General features: G+C 59.0%; 16 protein-coding genes. 5 read left to right on the top strand and 11 right to left on the bottom strand.

Features of this window, described 5'->3' with window-relative positions:
* Positions 1 to 33: 33 nt before the first annotated feature.
* Positions 34 to 795, top strand: coding sequence for a class I SAM-dependent methyltransferase (locus EDC23_RS00590; RefSeq protein WP_134080336.1), 762 nt, complete (start codon positions 34 to 36; stop codon positions 793 to 795).
* A 344-nt stretch (positions 796 to 1,139) separates the two neighbouring features.
* Here the strand turns inward: EDC23_RS00590 and EDC23_RS00585 are convergent, their stop codons facing one another.
* The 4 genes from EDC23_RS00585 to EDC23_RS00570 form a co-directional block, all read right to left on the bottom strand.
* Complete coding sequence (locus EDC23_RS00585) at positions 1,140 to 1,772, bottom strand: hypothetical protein (RefSeq protein ID WP_134080335.1); 633 nt, start codon at positions 1,770 to 1,772, stop codon at positions 1,140 to 1,142.
* A 420-nt stretch (positions 1,773 to 2,192) separates the two neighbouring features.
* Entirely contained in the window at positions 2,193 to 3,599 is a 1,407-nt protein-coding gene (locus tag EDC23_RS00580) for a GGDEF domain-containing protein (RefSeq protein WP_134080334.1), read from the bottom strand.
* Positions 3,600 to 3,845: 246 nt separating this feature from the next.
* Positions 3,846 to 5,504, bottom strand: coding sequence for a ubiquinone biosynthesis regulatory protein kinase UbiB (gene ubiB / locus EDC23_RS00575; protein ID WP_134080333.1), 1,659 nt, complete (start codon positions 5,502 to 5,504; stop codon positions 3,846 to 3,848).
* Positions 5,505 to 5,575: 71 nt separating this feature from the next.
* On the bottom strand, positions 5,576 to 6,502 hold the full coding sequence (locus EDC23_RS00570) for an SDR family oxidoreductase (protein WP_134080332.1): 927 nt from the start codon (positions 6,500 to 6,502) through the stop codon (positions 5,576 to 5,578).
* A 44-nt stretch (positions 6,503 to 6,546) separates the two neighbouring features.
* On the opposite strand from EDC23_RS00570, the gene EDC23_RS00565 reads away from it, so the two are divergent.
* The gene (locus EDC23_RS00565; protein WP_134080331.1) at positions 6,547 to 7,563 is read left to right on the top strand and encodes a CDP-6-deoxy-delta-3,4-glucoseen reductase; all 1,017 of its coding nucleotides are present in this window, start codon (positions 6,547 to 6,549) and stop codon (positions 7,561 to 7,563) included.
* Between the two features lie 80 nt (positions 7,564 to 7,643).
* Positions 7,644 to 7,910: a hypothetical protein gene (locus EDC23_RS00560; RefSeq protein ID WP_134080330.1), complete on the top strand. Its 267-nt coding sequence runs from the start codon at positions 7,644 to 7,646 to the stop codon at positions 7,908 to 7,910.
* On the opposite strand, the gene EDC23_RS00555 is transcribed toward EDC23_RS00560, so the two are convergent.
* Genes EDC23_RS00555 through hemC form a run of 4 tightly spaced genes read right to left on the bottom strand, consistent with a single transcriptional unit; the run spans position 7,893 to position 11,916 of the window.
* Complete coding sequence (locus tag EDC23_RS00555; RefSeq protein WP_134080329.1) at positions 7,893 to 9,068, bottom strand: heme biosynthesis HemY N-terminal domain-containing protein; 1,176 nt, start codon at positions 9,066 to 9,068, stop codon at positions 7,893 to 7,895. The genes EDC23_RS00560 and EDC23_RS00555 overlap by 18 nt on opposite strands.
* Positions 9,065 to 10,234, bottom strand: a complete 1,170-nt coding sequence (locus EDC23_RS00550; RefSeq protein WP_134080328.1) for a uroporphyrinogen-III C-methyltransferase — start codon at positions 10,232 to 10,234, stop codon at positions 9,065 to 9,067. The genes EDC23_RS00555 and EDC23_RS00550 overlap by 4 nt, the downstream gene beginning before the upstream one ends.
* Positions 10,224 to 11,000: a uroporphyrinogen-III synthase gene (locus EDC23_RS00545; protein ID WP_134080327.1), complete on the bottom strand. Its 777-nt coding sequence runs from the start codon at positions 10,998 to 11,000 to the stop codon at positions 10,224 to 10,226. The genes EDC23_RS00550 and EDC23_RS00545 overlap by 11 nt, the downstream gene beginning before the upstream one ends.
* Positions 10,990 to 11,916, bottom strand: a complete 927-nt coding sequence (gene hemC, locus EDC23_RS00540) for a hydroxymethylbilane synthase (RefSeq protein WP_134080326.1) — start codon at positions 11,914 to 11,916, stop codon at positions 10,990 to 10,992. Before hemC ends, EDC23_RS00545 begins: the two co-directional genes overlap by 11 nt.
* A gap of 73 nt (positions 11,917 to 11,989) precedes the next feature.
* Between hemC and EDC23_RS00535 the strand changes: the two genes are divergently transcribed.
* A complete protein-coding gene (locus EDC23_RS00535; protein WP_134080325.1) occupies positions 11,990 to 12,538 on the top strand; it encodes a thioredoxin family protein in 549 nt (182 codons plus the stop codon).
* 8 nt (positions 12,539 to 12,546) lie between these two features.
* On the opposite strand, the gene EDC23_RS00530 is transcribed toward EDC23_RS00535, so the two are convergent.
* Together EDC23_RS00530 and EDC23_RS00525 are read right to left on the bottom strand one after the other, a co-directional pair.
* Entirely contained in the window at positions 12,547 to 13,299 is a 753-nt protein-coding gene (locus EDC23_RS00530; RefSeq protein WP_134080324.1) for a LytR/AlgR family response regulator transcription factor, read from the bottom strand.
* Positions 13,280 to 14,368, bottom strand: a complete 1,089-nt coding sequence (locus tag EDC23_RS00525; RefSeq protein ID WP_134080323.1) for a sensor histidine kinase — start codon at positions 14,366 to 14,368, stop codon at positions 13,280 to 13,282. Before EDC23_RS00525 ends, EDC23_RS00530 begins: the two co-directional genes overlap by 20 nt.
* A gap of 123 nt (positions 14,369 to 14,491) precedes the next feature.
* Here EDC23_RS00525 and argH point away from each other — a divergent pair, with 123 nt between their 5' ends.
* Positions 14,492 to 15,895, top strand: coding sequence for an argininosuccinate lyase (gene argH, locus EDC23_RS00520; RefSeq protein WP_134080322.1), 1,404 nt, complete (start codon positions 14,492 to 14,494; stop codon positions 15,893 to 15,895).
* Between the two features lie 767 nt (positions 15,896 to 16,662).
* Here the strand turns inward: argH and EDC23_RS00515 are convergent.
* A complete protein-coding gene (locus EDC23_RS00515) occupies positions 16,663 to 17,517 on the bottom strand; it encodes a sensor domain-containing diguanylate cyclase (protein WP_134080321.1) in 855 nt (284 codons plus the stop codon).
* Positions 17,518 to 17,572: the final 55 nt, after the last annotated feature.

Raw genomic sequence — 17,572 nt, 5'->3', positions numbered from 1 at the left:
ACTTTAAAGGCTCAGAGCAAAAGGAGCATTTCCATGACCAAGCCGGACGTTCGCACGGACGAGAAAAAACAGCATTTCGATGATATTTACGTAGCCGAGAATCCGGTGCCGTTCAAGGAGCGGATCCTGGATCAGCTGGAATACGTTTCCGACAATTTTAATCGTCAGACTTTCGATCGATTGATCCTGCCCTGGGCGCAACAAAACGCCAGCGCCGAAAAGCCGTTGAAGTTCGTGGACCTGGCAGGCTGCTTCGGCAATACCACCATGGCGACCCTGTACGGCATGGATTACGAGGCGATTCGCAATAACTGGCGCGACAGTGAGGCCTGCAAACAGATCGACGGCCAGCGGCGTTTCCCCGCGACCACCACTGGCATCGATATTTCCGCCAACGCGCTCGCTTATGGCCACGCGGCCGGCCTGTATGATGAAACCATCGAAGCCGATCTCAATGCCGCGCCGGCCGACGTGCAGGACCAGGTCGAGGCAGCTATGCAAAACGCCGATGTCGTCATATCAACTGCCTCACTCGTCTATCTCGAACCCGAAGCGATCGCACGCCTGCTGGACGCCTTTGACAAAGGAGCGGGTGAAGGTTACATGCTGGTGAACTTTCTCAATCCGTTTGCCCTGGAAAAAGCCGACGAGACCAAGCGCATGCTGCTGGAGCGACTCGAGTTCGTCGGCAGCATGGCCTCGCGGCATCGTCGCCTGTCGCCGCTGGAGCAGGAAAATTACCCCGGTGAGGAGTGGGCACTGCTGGAGATCTGGGTGTTGCGGCGCAAGGGCTAAAATACGTGTTCCGACTACCCGCCCAGAGGGATTGCTTGGTCACGTTGTTTCTCGCAATGACACGACCATTTTCGGTCATTGCGAGTACCCCTGCGGGGTATAAACTTCGCGAAGCACTCTTTTGGACAAAGTGATCGGGTATTCGGAACTTTTATTGGGTCGCGAGCTCCATCGGCAGCATTATATGAATTCAATACACAGAATAAGAACGCCGTTATATAAAAATCTGCTTTAATCTCAGGTACAACGACAATCACTAAAGGTAAAATTGAATACCCGGCCCCGAATCCCTGGTTTTTGGTTCATGCTGAACCGCGAGGCGGGATATCTTGTGGAACGGCATGCTACACGTTCCTGATATAATCCGGGAATTGTATGGCCAGCCTTCTTAGCTTGTATAAGATACGCAAGAAGATGTTTTCTTTTTCGGTTTTCTGGGGTTGTTTCGAGGCGTTGTGACGTGTGCCGAATTCAGCCAGGGCGGCATTCATATCCCCTTCCGCGCCGATTAATTTCCAAAAGGCGATAAAATCCTGCTCTATGCTTTCAAGATTCATGTCCATTTTGTGTGTTTTATCTTTTAAAAATAGATCTATATTGCTGTTTACTGTATCGCAGTAATCCAGAGAGACAGCCATGGGGTCGCTATCTTCCGGCAACCACATCAGTATGCCGTCTCCTCTGTATGCCTTGATGATTCCATACGAGTAACGCTTGGTAAAGCTTTGGGCGGTGTCATTGTTGTTTCTTTTAAGATGGACATAAATGGCATTGTCGCCATAGATTCTGTCAAGTCTGCCCAGCAACCAGGAGAGTCTGTTATCCGCTTCAATATGATTTTTCGGGTAATTCAGCCGCTCTGAACCAAGCGCTGAAATTCTTGATTCGTGTGCAGATGAGAAGTTCGTAATATGATTGCAGGCTTTGATAAACGTGGTAGAGCCACATCTTCCTGTATTTAGAATGAAAACGTTCATATTCCCTGCCGTCCTTTTGAAACATCAATGTTTGCATGAAAATATATAATAAAATAGTGCCGGCAGGTCAAGGTGGATTGCCAGGGATAATGATTAATATAACAAAGTGTATTCAAGAGCCCGCGACAGCAGCTGGATTTGTGGCATACAAATGGTGATATTGCAAAGTAAAATCAAAAAGATTCTGCGCTCAGCTTGAATGAACCCGACTCTGAGCGGTTTGTGTTATTCATGCGCATTGCATCGGCCGGGCCGGTTATGACATCCAAATAGTCCGGGAATTATTCAAGCCTGCTGATATTCCGACAACCATGATTTATACGCATGTGTTCAACACACCAAACGTGAGCGTGGTCAGTTAGCCGGGCATGCTGGAAAATGGTGGAGCCAATCAGGCTCGAAGTCGGGCCGGGGCTGCTATTATGGGACGGCGAAAACGACGCGGTTACGTCCGCGGCTTTTTGCCTGATACATGGCGTTGTCGGCCCGGGCAATGAAATTCTCCGCGCTCTCGTCCGGCTGTAAGGTCGCCAGCCCGGCGGAGAAAGTCTGTCCGTGGGGCATGAGGTTGCGCAGACGCTCTGAAACGATCTGCGCCTGGTTGCTATTGGTGTCCGGGAAGAGGACAAGAAACTCTTCACCGCCGATTCGGGCCACGACATCTGTCGGACGTAGAACCCCGTGCCAGACAGCTACGATCTCTTTCAGCAGGCTATCCCCGGCCTGATGACCATAGGTGTCATTGAACTGCTTGAAGTGATCCAGATCGATAAAGGCGATGCTCAGGTCGGTCTGGCGGCGGACGGCACGGGATAGCTCGCGTTTTAATTCATAATCCAGTTGCCGGCGATTGACGGCACCGGTGAGGGGATCGATCTGCGATAGCCCTTCAAGCACTTCGGCCTGTCGGTGGGTTTCGCGGAGCAGGCCGGCCATGCGGTGCATCACCAGCAAAAACAGCAGAATCGAGGCGATCGCGGCAACCCGGACAATCTCGAACTGGGTGCCCGCGGTGACCAGGATCACCGCCGGCACAAGTACCGAGGCGGCACCGAGAATCAGAAGGCGCCGACCGGATAACTCGGCGCGCGAGGCGCGCGAGTCCGGTTCGACGGCGGCCGAGGGATGCCACGCCGCCGCGATGAACAGTGCGTAGGCGATCAGCCACAAGCCGTCCGTTAAACCGCCGGGGGCATACCAGCCAACCGAATTGCCGTGAGCGTACAGGAGATCGGCGGCAAAGTAGGCAAACCAGCCGACCAGCAGCAGGCGATGGGCGGTCAGCCGCGTACGGTGCAGGAAGACCAGCCGCAGGACCAGCGGCAGCAGGATCAGATCCGCAACAGGATAGGCCGCCGAGATGAGCAGCTGGAGCAAGGTGAGCCCGGGATCATATACATAGGGCGCAATCAGCAGTGCCCAACTAAGTACAGTCGCCGAGATCCCGACAATCAGGGCGTCACTCAGTGCACCGTCGTCCCGCGTGTTTTGGCCGCCGAGTAACCAGAGTGATGCCGCGAACAGCGGATAGGCCGCCAGATAAAAAGCGTCGGCCAGCGACGGAAAAGGCTCCAGGCCGTAAAGATCGAGCCAGTACCAGATAGCATGCCCGATTGCGCACAGCGCAAGTCCGTACGCCAGCAGCAGCCAGGCGGCGGGATAAAACGGCGCGCGGTGTCGCACGGCGAACACCACGGCGGTGGCAGCAAACACACTGGCCGCGACATAGATGGCACTGGCAAATGTTCCGTAGGGTATTGCGACATACACACCGAATAGCAATAACGCTACGCCCAACAGAATCTGCCAGGTCTGTGTGCTTTTCACTGTTGCTCAACTCCCGGGATCGATGTTTCGTCGCATTTTACACCCTGCGCAAATCCGTTGCCGGAATGCGCCGTGTTGCTTTTGTTGAATATCGCATTGTCGTTCTTCGATTCAGGATTGCGAAGAGACAATTCAATCAACGCGAACCCCATGTCGCCTTCTTTGACGCGTGGCTGACCCTATAAAAGATGCGTATTAATCTCGCAAGCCTGATGTTAATGGCGGGATCCGGCACAGCCGGGCCAACTAGTCGTCGCGATAGTCGGGCCAGGCCGCCAGCAGAATGGCCAGGCCGGCGCCCCCGAGCAACCAGGAGTAGAGCGGCAGGTTGCCCAGCATGGTTTTGGCGTAGCCGTCGAGTGCGGCGAGGATGGTGGCGGAGAGGATCAGGCTGGCGCCGACGATCGCGCTCCAGGTGCGGCGGTTGTTGCGGCGCATTTCCTGGCGCAGCTGGCGTATCTGCCTCTCCTGCAGTTCCACATTCAGGTTACCGTTCTTGGCCTGCTCCAGCACATCGTAGACCATGTTGGGCAGTTGCGGGAGGCGTTCGGCCCACATGGGAAAGTTGATGCGCAGATGTTTGATAAACGCCCTGGGGCCGATCTGTTCGCGGATCCAGCGTTCCAGAAACGGCTTGGCGGTTTGCCACAGATCCAGTTCGGGATAGAGCTGGCGGCCGAGGCCTTCGATATTCAACAGGGTTTTTTGCAGCAGTACCAGTTGCGGCTGGACTTCCATATTGAAGCGCCGCGCGGTCTGAAACAGGCGCAACAGCAGATGGCCGAAGGAGATCTGGCTCAGGGGCTTGTTGAAGATCGGCTCGCAGACGGTGCGGATGGCCGACTCGAATTCATCGATGCGGGTATCCCGATCGATCCAGCCCGAGTCGATATGCAATTGCGCTACACGACGGTAGTCGCGGTTGAAAAAGGCGTGAAAGTTTTCCGCCAGATAGCGCTGGTCGCTGGGGTTGAGCGAGCCCATGATGCCGAAGTCCACGGCCAGATACTGCCCCTCGTTGGAGACGAAGATATTGCCGGGGTGCATGTCGGCGTGAAAAAAGCTGTCGCGAAACACCTGGGTGAAAAAGATCTCCACGCCGTGTTCGGCCAGTGCCTTGAGATTGATGTTGGCCTGACGCAACTGCTCGGTATGACCGATGGGGACGCCCGCGATACGTTCCATCACCATCACATTACGCCGGCAGTAATCCCAGTAGACCTCGGGGACATACAGCAGTGGTGAGTCGATAAAGTTGCGGCGTAATTGCGAGGCGTTGGCCGCCTCACGGGTCAGGTCGAGTTCATCGAGAATGGTTTTTTCAAATTCACTGACCACTTCGACGGCATGCAACTGGCGACCGATGGCCCAGTAACGCTCGAAGGCGTTGGCAAACAGGTACATCAGGCCGATGTCCCGCTTGATGACCGGCAGGATATCGGGTCGCAATACCTTGACCACCACATCCTGTCCGCCGTGCAGGGTGGCGCCGTGGACCTGGGCGATGGAGGCGGAGGCAAACGGGGTCGCCTCGAAGTTGGCGAAAACGGCATCGATCGATTCGCCCAGCTCGCGCTCGATAATCGTGCGCGCCAGCTGATCGGAGAATGGCGGAACCTGATCCTGCAGCCGGGTTAGCTCCTCGGCAATGTCATCGGGCAGCAGATCGCGGCGGGTGGAGAGGATCTGCCCGAACTTGATAAAGATGGGCCCCAGATCCTCCAGCGCCAGGCGAATGCGTTCGCCGCGCGGCTGTTTGCGCGACCACCACAACCAGGGCATAAAAATCTTGAGAACCCGAAACGGCCGAAACAACGGCGTATTCAGCACCAGCCCGTCCAGCCCGTGACGCATCAGCACAAAGCTGATGTAAAACAGGCGAAAGAACTGACTAATGGGTTTCATGCGCAGACCGAACAAAAATCAAATCAAGCCGCATTGTACGGCGTGTGCCAGCCCGAAACCAGCAACAAGGATCAACCTCCCTCGTCCCTCGTACCTCGTACCTCGTCCCTATCGTTTTGGCAGGTGGCTTCCAGACCGATCTGCAGGGTCGGATACTGCAATTCGATGCCCAGTTCCTCATGCAGTCGCGAGGTATCCATGCGCCGCGATTCGCCCAGGTAGGAGAGCATGCCCTCGCTCAGGGTCTGTCGGGCTTCATCCATCTCGATTAAAGGCGGGCGTGGCAGGCCGAGAAAGTCGGCGACGCTATTGAAATAGGCGGTCATGTTGCTCTCATCGCCGTCGCTGACATTATAAATAGTATCGGCGCGTCCGCGCCGGGCGGCGGCCACGCAGATGGCAGCCAGATCGGCGGCGTGAATGCGGTTGGTCAGCGGCGCCAGCGCCTCGTGGACCATCGGGACCTGTTTCCGGATCCGCCTGACGGGCAGGCGGCCGGGGCCATAGATACCGCCGACCCGCAGGATGATGACAGGGACATGCCGCTCGCGGCCCCACTGGCGCAGGGTCTGCTCGGCATGATAGCGCCGCCGGGCGCGATCCACCTGGGGATTGGCCGGGGTGGCTTCGCTCACGATACCGCCCTGCTGATCGCCGTAGACCCCGGAGGTGCTGATATAGACCATCCGCTGCGGGCGTGCGCCCTGTTGATCCAGTGCCTGCAGGAAATGCTGCATGCGCGGATCCTGATCCCCGCGCGGGGGTGGCGGCGCAAAGTAACAGATCAGCGCCCCGTCGGCCGGCAGGGCGCTGAGGCTGGCGGGGTCGTCGAGATCGGCCACCCGGGCCGGAATCCCCGCCTCGTCCAGGGGTTCCACATGGCGTGCCAGTCCGGTGACCGGAATGTCCTGCGCCTGCCACAGCCGGGCAACACGCCGACCGATATCGCCACAGCCGACGATCAATACCTGTTCAGGGGGTTTTACTGCCGGGTTCATTAGGAGATAATTCCGCGCTTTGTGATGAGAAGTTGAGCAATTTTATGAGTTTTTCCGTTAAAGTCGAGCCCAGTGGCCACACTTTTCCTGTCGAAGCCGATGAGCCGGTGCTGGATGCCGCCCTGCGCCACGGTTTGACGCTGCCTTACGGTTGCCGTAACGGGGCTTGCGGATCCTGCATGGGCAAGGTGGTCGAGGGCAAGATCGCCTACCCCGACGGTGAATTGCCGCCGGCGTTGACGGAAGAACAGGCGATCGCCGGTATGGCACTGTTTTGTCAGGCCCGGGCCCGCGGGGACCTGATCATTGAAACCCGCGAAGTGGCCGAAGGCCAGGATATCCCGATTAAAAAACTGCCCACCCGCATCGCCGAGATGTCGCGACTCAATCATGATGTCATGCTGCTGAAACTCAAGCTGCCTGCCAGTGAGCGGCTGCAGTTTCTGGCCGGCCAGTATGTGGACTTTGTGCTCAAGGACGGGCGTCGACGCAGCTTTTCCCTGGCCAACGCGCCGCACGACGACGCGTTTCTGGTCTTGCATATCCGCCATGTGGAAGGCGGCCGTTTTACCGGCGAAGTGTTCGACAAGATGCAGGTCAAGGATATCCTGCGTATCGAAGGGCCGTTCGGCGGTTTTTATCTGCGCGAGGAGTCGGATCGGCCGATCATCTTCATGGCCGGGGGCACCGGGTTTGCTCCCATCAAGGGGATGATCGAGCACGCCTTTGCCCTGGGCAGCGAGCGGCCGATGCATCTCTACTGGGGCGCGCGGGCGGCCCGGGATCTCTACATGGCGTCGCTCCCCGAACAGTGGCTCAAGGCGCACGCCAACTTCCGGTATACCCCCGTATTGTCTGAGCCCATGGACGAAGATAACTGGCAGGGTCGCACCGGGTATGTGCATGAGGCGATTGTCCAGGATTATCCCGAACTGGGTGGCTATGATATCTATGCCTCCGGGCCGCCACCGATGGTCTATGCCGGGCAGGCAATGTTTCCCGCTCACGGGCTGGATCTGGACCACTATTACTCCGATGCGTTTGAATACAACAGGGACTGATGCGGTGCTTCGCAAACTCCCGCCGATCTGCTAAGTTTATTCTCAGTACAGCCGCTGGCTGCATGACGGGATAAAACGTAGTGACGGATTCAGTTGGAGAAAAAGGCAGCCGCTTGCTGGATGAGGCGGCCCATCTATGCGATATGTTGCGTATGGCCCATTCCACGGCGCATCGCATGCAAATGGAGCTGCACGGCAAGAGTTACGACAGGATCAGCGAAATCGGCGCCCAGTTACATGATCTGCGGGTGGTATGTAACAGCCTGTTTGATGACGTGGCCAATGAAGTTGAGGAGATGGACTCCGGCGAGCAGGACAGCGGTAATCCCTCAGACACTCAGAAGTAATAATCCCTTGCGGTAACAGTCGGCGGCCTGTTCCCGTTCATTGAGTTTATCCAGTAACTGTCCCAGCTCGCGATAGGTTTCCGCCAGTTCGTGGTTGCCCAGGCTGGCTTCCAGATAACTGCGTGCCTTGCCCCAGAGGTCACAACGTCGTGCGAGGCGTCCCAGCGCCAGCAACAGATTGGCGTTGTTCTCCCGGCCCTTGAGCCAGTGTTCCGCCTGTTGCAGTTGACGCTCCGGCGTGGTGGAGCTTGCCAGTCCGTAGAGGCGCACCAGCTCGTTGTTATAGTCACGTTTGATCGCCTCGCGCAGCACGGTTTCGGCCGCATCGTGTTGCGCCAGATCGATCAGGTCTCGGGCGTACTCCTCGATCAACGCCTGATCCTGGCGCAGATCGCGCGGCAACTGTTGCCAGATCTTGTTGAGCGTTTCGGCCCTGTGCCGGTTCATCTGCAGCAGGTTCAGATAAACCTTTTTGCTGAGCTGATTATGCTCGGTCTCCTCGAGCACCTTGTACTTGTCCAGCTGGGGTAACAGCGCCTGCAGATCACTCCAGCTGTGCAGTTGTTCGTACAGCTGCATGAGCAGATACAACACATGCGGATGGTGCGGCGCCAGCGATTGCAGATGCATCAGGCTGGCCAGCGACTGTTCCAGCTGACCGTGGGCCAGCTGCAGTTCCGCCTGGGTCAGCCCCACAGCCACGTCGGCGCCGGGGGCGCTGTGGTGGGCGAGTGACAAATAGTGATCGCGGCGTTCGTGCGCGTGCTGTTTTTGCGCGGCCCGCGCCGCGGAGAGATAGTTGAGCAGCGGGGTGTCACTCTCTTTGACGTGTTTGATCAGCGCCCGTTCGGCGCGGCGCCAGTTGCCTTCCGCCAGCTCGATCAGGCCGCGGTTGGACGCGTGGCGCGCCTTGCGCCGACGGCGCAGTTTGCGCCAGCGGCGCAGGTTCGCCGGGACATGCCAGCTGCGTACGACCAGCCGGATCAAAAAATAGAGCAGAATAAAACCGAGGACGATGGCGCTGACAAACAGTGACAGGGTCATCTCCACGGTGCTTTGCCCGCGGCTGATCAGGACATAGCCGGGATCCTGATAGGCGAGCAGCCCGAGCAGGACGGCGCCGAGCAGAATCAAAAAAGCGTAGAACAACCCTTTCATGATGACGGGCTGTCCTGTTGATCGCTGTCGTCGTCTGACGCCGGGGCGGGCGCATCGTCGGCCGGGCTGTGTTGTTGCCGAAATGTTTGCAAGGCCCGGTGTGTGTCGCTGATGTCAGGGAGTTCGGGATGGATCTCCTGCTCGGCCAGTTCGGTCAGTTGTTCGATCGCCTGGCGGGTGGGGTTATGCCCGGTATCGAAATAGGTTTCCAGCCACTGACGGGCCTGTTGCAGCCGCTCCTGATAGACCCGGGTCTGGCCGTTGAGCAGCGCCAGACGCGCCTGTTCCAGTTGCAGTTGCAGATTCTGGGTTAAAAAGAAGCGCTGTTCGGGTGCCAGCAGCGGTTGGATCGGATCATCATGCTGGCGAATCACCACCAGTGACTTGATATCGCGCCAGATCGCCGCCGGCAGTTCTTGCCAGTTATCGACCTCGTCGGCCACGGGTTGTTCGCCCTGGCGGTTCTGACTTTGCGGATCGGGCGTGGCCAGGGGTAAACGGGTGACATCCTCGGCCAGGCTGCTCAGATTGAAGGAGAGCCCCGCGAGGTCCGGCTGGTCGACGCTGCGCAGATCATTGATGTCGGCGGCGATGCGCTCGCGGATTGGCAGCAGGCCGGGATCGGCCACGTCACGCAGCCGGGCGTCGGCCGATTGCAGGGCCACCATGGCGGTTTCCACATCCCGCTCCAGTAACAGGCGGTGGTTGGCCAGCTTGAGCAGGTACTCGGCTTCGGTCAGCAGCCAGTCGTTGCGCAGATGGCTGCGGCTGGCGAGTAGTTTTTCCAGGGCGTTGTCCAGATTGCGCTGGCGTTCACGCAAGCTGTCGAGTTGTTCTCCCTGCTGTTCGCTTTTGGTGCGCTGTTCTTGCTGGAGATTGGCCAGGTTATCCCGCAGCGTGCTGAGCTGTTGCGCCTGCTCGGCGCTCAGCTGTTGCTGGTTTTGCCACAGGTAATAGCCGCCGCCGGCCAGGGCGATCACGCCGAGCAGACCGAGCAGGGCGAAAAACAGGGCGATCCCGCCGACGCGGGAGCGCTTTTTCGGCGCTGTCGGGGGAGTCTCCGCTTCCGCGGAGCCGGCGTCCTGCTCTGTCGCCTCGTCCGGGGTATCGGGCGGGGCGTTATCGTTTTCGGTCTCTTTGTCGTTCATCGCGTTGTTACTCACCATGGCGCCAGCGGCGCAGCGTCTCGATCAGTCCGTCGTCGCCGGGTTGGTCACAGACCCGCAGCGGGCCGTGAAATCCGCGCCGTCGGGCGGCGTCGGCAATTCGTTGATGAAACACCACCAGCGGGGTACGTTGCAATCTCTCCAGCTCGGGCGCGCCGAATTCGATCAGGTTGTCCAGCGCTTCACTGCTGGTAACACTGATAATATCGATCGCGTCCTGGCGCAACAGGTCCGGTAACTGTTCGGGATCATTGTCCGGCCTGATCCGTCGATAGACCTCAGCATACTCCACCTGCGCGCCTCTGGCACGCAGGGTCTCGGCCAGCTGTTCGCGTCCCCCCTGGCCGCGAAAGATCACCACCCGTTGACCGTCGACCTGTTGCAGGGCCGGCAGGGCCAGCAGCGCCTCGCTGTCGTAGCCGCCGGCGGGGAGCAGATCGGGGGGCCGCCCGGCCCGTTGTTCCAGGGCCCGGGCGGTCCCCAGGCCGACGCAGGCGAGACGGCTGCCCGCCGGGAGGCCGCCGTAAGCGGCCAGCTGCTCGAGGCCGTAACGCACGGCGTTGGGACTGACAAAGATCAGCAGATCCGTGTCGGAGAGGCCGGCCAGGAGGGGGCGGAGGCGCGCCGGATCGGCTGGGCCGGCGATGGCCAGCAGGGGAAACAGCAGCGCCCGGCCGCCGGCCTGTGTGATGCGTTCTTGCAGGGCGGTGGCCTGCTCTGCCGGGCGGGTGACGACCACCCGCAGACCGGCCAGATCACACCCCATACAGCTCCTCCAGGATCACGTCGGCGCCGCGCGCCAGCAGATCCTCGGCCAGCACCACGCCAAGCTCGGCGGCATCCTCCGGGGGGCCGGCGATCTCGCCGCGGACCATTTCCGTGCCGTCGATGCGCCCCACCAGGCCGCGGATCAGGATCACGCCGTGGGAGACTTCGGCGTAGCCGGCGATCGGCACCTGGCAGCCGCCGTTGAGCCGGTGGTTCATGGCCCGTTCGCCACGCACCCGGGTAGCGGTGGTGGCATGGTTGAGAGGCGCGATCAGGCGGTTGATCCGTTCATCGTCGCGACGACACTCGATCCCGACGGCCCCCTGGCCGATGGCCGGCAGGCTGATCTCCGGGCCGAGGAACTGGGTGATGCGATCCTCGAAGCCGAGCCGCTTGAGCCCGGCGGCGGCGAGGATAATAGCGTCATACTGGCCGTCATCGAGTTTTTGCAGACGGGTATTGACGTTGCCGCGCAGATCGAGAATCTGCAGATCCGGGCGCAGCTCGGCGATCTGGCACTGGCGGCGCAGGCTCGAGGTGCCCAGCCGGGCGCCCTCGGGCAGCTGTTCCAGGGCGGTATAGGTATTGGAGACGAAGGCATCGCGCGGATCCTCGCGCGGGCAGATGACCGGCAGATGCAGGCCCTCGGGCAGCTCCACCGGCACATCCTTCATCGAGTGGACGGCGATATCGGCGTCCCCGCTAAGCAGGCCGCTTTCCAGCTCCTTGACGAACAGCCCCTTGCCGCCCACCTTGGCCAGCGGGGTGTCGAGGATCTTGTCCCCCTGGGTGGTCATTTTGACCAGCTCGACCCGCAGATCGGGATGGAGCGCTTCCAGCGCGGTTTTGACATAGTCGGCCTGCCACAGCGCCAGCTGACTTTTGCGTGTTGCTATACGGAGGGTTTCGCTCATGCCTTGCTCTTGATTAAGGATTTATGGGGGTATAAAAAGAGATTATAAAACTTTTGCGAAGAAATTCGTACAAATGTCTATAATACACCAAATCCATGCCGTACCGATGCCTCTGATGTTACGCCGATTTCCCGCCATATCGCTGCTCTGCCTGTCCCTGGCGTTGCCCTTGAGTACAACCAGTCATGCCGCGCCGGCGTACGAGGTGCCCCGTACCACGGATCTGCGTGCCGACGGGCGCCTGGCCCGGGAGAGGAACCTGCCGCTGCTGATCATGTTTTCGCAGGATGGCTGCGGTTATTGTGATCAGGTTCGGGAGAAGTTTCTGGAACCCATGCGCAAAAGCGGTGAGTACACCGACAAGGTGATAATGCGCATTATCAAGGTCGATCGGTTTGCGGATATTCGGGATTTCGACGGCCGGATGCGTGAACCCGATGAGATCGCCGCGCGTTACCAGGCCAGTGTCACGCCGACGGTAGTGTTTGTCGATTATCGCGGTCACCAACTGGCCGAGCGGGTGCTGGGGATCACCACCCCGGCGTTTTATGGCGGCGAACTGGATGATGCCATTGATGTCGCGTTGCAGCATCTGCGGCCGCTGAACGTTTCCCTGCAGTAACGCCGTTTTCAGCCCCCGGCGATCGCCATCGTCCGGATCAATTGCCGGATCGCCGGCAGGTGCCGGCGACTGACTTCCAGATTTTTTTCCCCATGCTGCAAATAGAGCCGCATCCGCCCCTGGGGATCCTTGCGCAGTTCCTTGATATAGCGCCGTGCCACCAGGGCGTTGCGATGCACGCGAATGAACTGATCGGCAAACTTGTGTTCCAGGGACTTGAGCGACTCCTCGATCAACACCTCCCCGCCCCGGTAGCTGACCGTGACATACTTGTCTTCGGCCAGAAAACAGAGTACCTCGTTGACCGGAATCAGGCGCACGCCGCCCTGAACGCGGGCGCTGATATTTTGGGGCGCGTCGGCATGTTCTTCCTGCAGCTGTGCCAGGGATTGCAGCTGGGCGCGGGTCAGCTGGGTCGCGGCCTGCAGGGCGCGTTGCAGTTGTTGTTGCTTGATCGGTTTGAGCAGGTAATCGACCGCATGATTTTTCAAGGCCGCCAGGGCGTATTGATCGTAAGCGGTGGTAAATATGATCGCCGGCGGATTGGCCAGTTTATTCAGATGCGTGGCGGCTTCCATGCCGTCCATACCGGGCATGCGAATGTCCAGCAACACAATATCCGGCTGATGTTGTTCTACCAGCTCCAGCGCCTGCCGGCCGTTACGGGCTCCGCCGACGATGCGGATATCGGGCAGTGCCTCCAGCAGACTTTGCAGACGGCTGCGGGCCAGCGGCTCGTCGTCAACGATCAGAATTTTCATGCCAGGGCTCATAGGGAAAATTCAAGCAGACTTTATAATGTCGATCATCCTCGTCAAGCGTCAGTTGTGTCGGGCCGTCAAAACCGGCGGCCAGCCGATCGCGGGTGTTCTGCAGAGCCAGCTGATTCCCCGGGCGAAATGGCCGGGATGAGGGCGTTTCGGGTAACGGATTGCGAATCGTCATCCGCAGTTGTTGCCCGTCGGCAACGCCCTCTACCTCGATCGTGCCGCCCTCGGTGCGCGGTTCGATGCCGTGATAGATGGCGTTTTCGATCAGCGGTTGCAGCAGCAGGGCCGGGACTTGCGCATCATCCGGCAGGTCACCGACCTGCCAGTGTACTTTCAGTCGTTCGCCCAGACGCAGTTGTTCAATCTGTAAATAACGTTCGCACAGCTCCAGTTCTTCGGTCAGGGTCACGCGTTGGCGGGCGTCGCTGATCGAGGCGCGAAACAGATCGGCGAGATTCTCCACCGCCTGTTCGGCCTGTTCCGGTTTTTGGCGGATCAGACTGACGATAGTGTTCATGCTGTTGAACAGAAAGTGCGGCCGAATGCGGGATTGCAGCGCCTGCAGGCGGGATTCCGATTCGGCGCGGACCTGGCGTCGCCATTGCTGCTGAACATAGAAGTAGCGCAGCAGCGGGCCGGTGATGATCAGGCCGATGAGCAGATTGCGTGCCAGAAACTGGCTGTGCCAGAGGCCACCCAGACCGCCGGGATAATGAACCAGCCAGTAGGCACCCTCACTGACCAGCACAATGATCAGCAGAATCAGCAGATAACTGTAAAGACTGGCCTTCCAGACAGGCAGCCGGCTCAGACGACGGCGCAACAGGCACAATACCGCGCAACTGGTCAGTGCGCACCACTGTATAAACAGGGAGATCAGACCCAGGCGTGTCCAGCGCTCGGTCAGTGAAACCTCCAGCGGTGCCAGTGCGATAACGATCGCGGCAAGCTCGGCGATGATCACCACCAGGAACACCATGCGGATGCCGCAAAAGTCCGGCAAAAAGAGGTTATCCGATTCCGGGCTGGTTGAAGGGGATTTGTCCGCAGTGACCGGCATCGTTGCTCCGGAGTTGGCGTGTTTTCCCATCTTAGCTGAATTAAAGCCCGAATTGTGCGATCTCATGCGCAACCAGGGTGAAACCGTTATAATCGAAGCAGTTGAATGAATGGATGAGCCGTCATGAGTGATGCCAGTCAGACCGATAAACCCTGGGCGGGGCGTTTTACCGCGCCGACCGACGCCTTTGTCGAGGTGTTTACCGCATCGGTCGGTTTTGACAAGCGCCTGTACAAACACGATATCGCCGGCTCCATCGCGCATGCCCGGATGCTGGCGCATGTGGGTGTGTTGAGTGAAGCGGAGCGGGATACGATTGTCGATGGCTTGCGGGCGATCGAGCAGGATATCGAGCGGGGTGAGTTTGCCTGGTCGACGAGCCTGGAAGATGTGCATATGAACATCGAGGCGCGCCTCACCGATCGGATCGGCGACATCGGCAAGAAACTGCACACCGGCCGTTCGCGCAACGATCAGGTGGCGACCGATATCCGTTTGTATCTCCGTGACGAGATGCAGGTGATGCAGGCCGAAGTGACGCGTCTGATCGAGGGGTTGCTGGGCCTGGCCGAAGAAGAGGCCGGGACCATCATGCCCGGCTTTACCCACTTGCAGACCGCGCAGCCGGTTACCTTCGGTCACCATATGCTGGCCTGGGTGGAGATGTTGCTGCGGGATCTGGCGCGGCTCAGGGACGCCTATCAACGGGTCAATGTGCTGCCGCTGGGTGCCGCGGCGCTGGCCGGGACCACCTATCCGATCGACCGGCTCTTTACCGCCCGGGAGCTGGGTTTTGCTGGCGTGGCGGAAAACTCCCTGGATGCGGTCAGCGATCGGGACTTTGCCATCGAGCTGGTCTCGGACGCCTCGGTATTGATGATGCATTTGTCGCGCTTTTCCGAGGAGTTGATTCTCTGGTCCTCGGCGCAGTTTGATTTTGTCGATCTCGGCGACAGCTTCTGTACCGGTTCGAGTATTATGCCGCAGAAGAAAAACCCCGACGTGCCCGAACTGGTGCGCGGCAAGACCGGGCGTATCTACGGCCATCTGATGTCGTTACTGACCCTGATGAAGGCCCAGCCGCTGGCCTATAACAAGGACAATCAGGAAGACAAGGAACCGCTGTTTGACACCATCGATAATGTCAAAGGGTGTCTGAAGCTGTATGCCGATATGATGCCGCAGATCCAGGTCAAGCGGGATAACATGTATGAGGCCGCCCGGCGCGGCTTTTCCACCGCCACCGATCTGGCCGATTATCTGGTCCGCAAGGGCGTGGCGTTTCGCGACGCGCACGAGATCGTCGGCAAGGCGGTGCGTTACGGGGTGGACAATGACAAGGATCTCTCCGAGATGAGTCTCGACGAGCTGCAGCAGTTTTCCAATGTGATCGAGCCGGATGTATTCGAGGTATTGACCCTGGAAGGCTCGGTCGCCGCGCGCAACCATATCGGCGGCACCGCCCCGGAACAGGTCCGCGCCGCCATCATCCGGGTGCGCACACGACTGGAACAGCTGACCCTCTAAAAAACAGGGACGAGTTACGAGGGACGAGTGACGAGGAAAATATTCACCACGAAGACACCAAGACACGAAGAATAAATCTTATATTCCGTGGGTTCTGGTGAGGAGGTAGGCCGGACATAGCAAAGCGGTGTCCGGCAAACCCGGGGAAATGCCCGATACCGCGTTGCTATATCGGGCCTACCTGATTTCCTGAACAGGGGGTAGGCCGGACATAGCAAAGCGGTGTCCGGCAACCCGGGGAAATGCCCGATATCGCGTTGCTATATCGGGCCTACCTGATTCCCTGATCAAGGGGTAGGCCGGACATAGCAAAGCGGTGTCCGGCAACCCGGGGAAATGCCCGATACCGCGTTACTATATCGGGCCTACCTGATTACCTGATCAAGGGGTAGGCCGGACATAGCAAAGCGGTGTCCGGCAAACCCGGGGAAATGCCCGATACCGCGTTGCTATATCGGGCCTACCTGATTTCCTGAACAGGGGGGGTAGGCCGGACATAGCAAAGCGGTGTCCGGCAAACCCGGGGAAATGCCCGATACCGCGTTGCTATATCGGGCCTACCTGATTTCCTGAACAGGGGGTAGGCCGGACATAGCAAAGCGGTGTCCGGCAACCCGGAAAAATGCCCGATATCGCGTTGCTATATCGGGCCTACCTGATTTACTGAACAGGGGTAGGCCGGACATAGCAAAGCGGTGTCCGGCAACCCGGGGAAATGCCCGATACCGCGTTGCTATATCGGGCCTACCTGATTCCCTGATCAGGTTCTAGCCCCTATTCTCGGGTTGGGGTTCGGCGTCGTCATTGAGCATCTTGCGGGCACGCATCAGCAACAACCCCATGTCATCCCCCTTGCGCCATTCGGCAACTCCGAACTGCGCGGTGATCATAAAATCGGCGGACACCGGATCGGGGAGGGTCAGCTCGGTGATCTGCCGGCGCAGGTTGTCCGCCACCTTGTTGGCATCGTCGAGGCGGGTTTCCGGCAGTACCAGCAAAAAATCGTTTTCCGAGAGGCGACCGGCCAGATCCGCCCAGCGCAATTGATCGCTGAGCAGTCGACTGACAGCGAGCACTATCGGCAACGCATCGTCCCGTTGATAGTCTTGTGTGAAGCGTTCCAGGCAGTTGAGCCGCAGGATGATAATGGAGAGAGGACGGTCGTAACGGCGGCTGCGCGATAGTTGCGGCTCGAGACTGTAATAGAGCCCCTTGCGGTTGCGCATACCGGTTTCGCTGTCGACCATAATAATATCGTTGAGATCATCCTTGAGTTGGTCGCGCTCCTGCATCAGCCGTTGTAACGGCGTGATGTCGATAAAATAGTGAACCGTGCCCTGGTTGTCGGGCATGATTTGTTGCTCTCTCATCAACCAGCGATCGTCCCCGGTCTCTTGATTCGGCAGATGCAGGGGCGTGGTCAGGTTGAACAGGGCGCCCAGGGGTTCGGGGAGTTCGTCGACCTGTTGGTTGAGCAGTTGGTTCTGGCGTGTCGGGCCCAGCATGTCGGCCAGGGTATCGTTGATCCAGCTGATTCGTCCGCTGTTATCTTGTAACAGGACACCGACGGGACAGGCACGGATAATGTCCTGCAAGTGGGGAATGTCGAGTTTGTCCAGCATGATCGGTAATCCCTTAGCCGTGCCGTGTTAACCGGAAACATACGCTACCGCCACC

Source organism: Thiohalophilus thiocyanatoxydans (assembly GCF_004366735.1).
GTDB classification, from domain to species: Bacteria; Pseudomonadota; Gammaproteobacteria; order UBA6429; family Thiohalophilaceae; genus Thiohalophilus; species Thiohalophilus thiocyanatoxydans.
The sequence above is the reverse complement of the archived record's forward strand: the minus strand, read 5'-3'. Positions and strand labels throughout refer to the sequence as shown.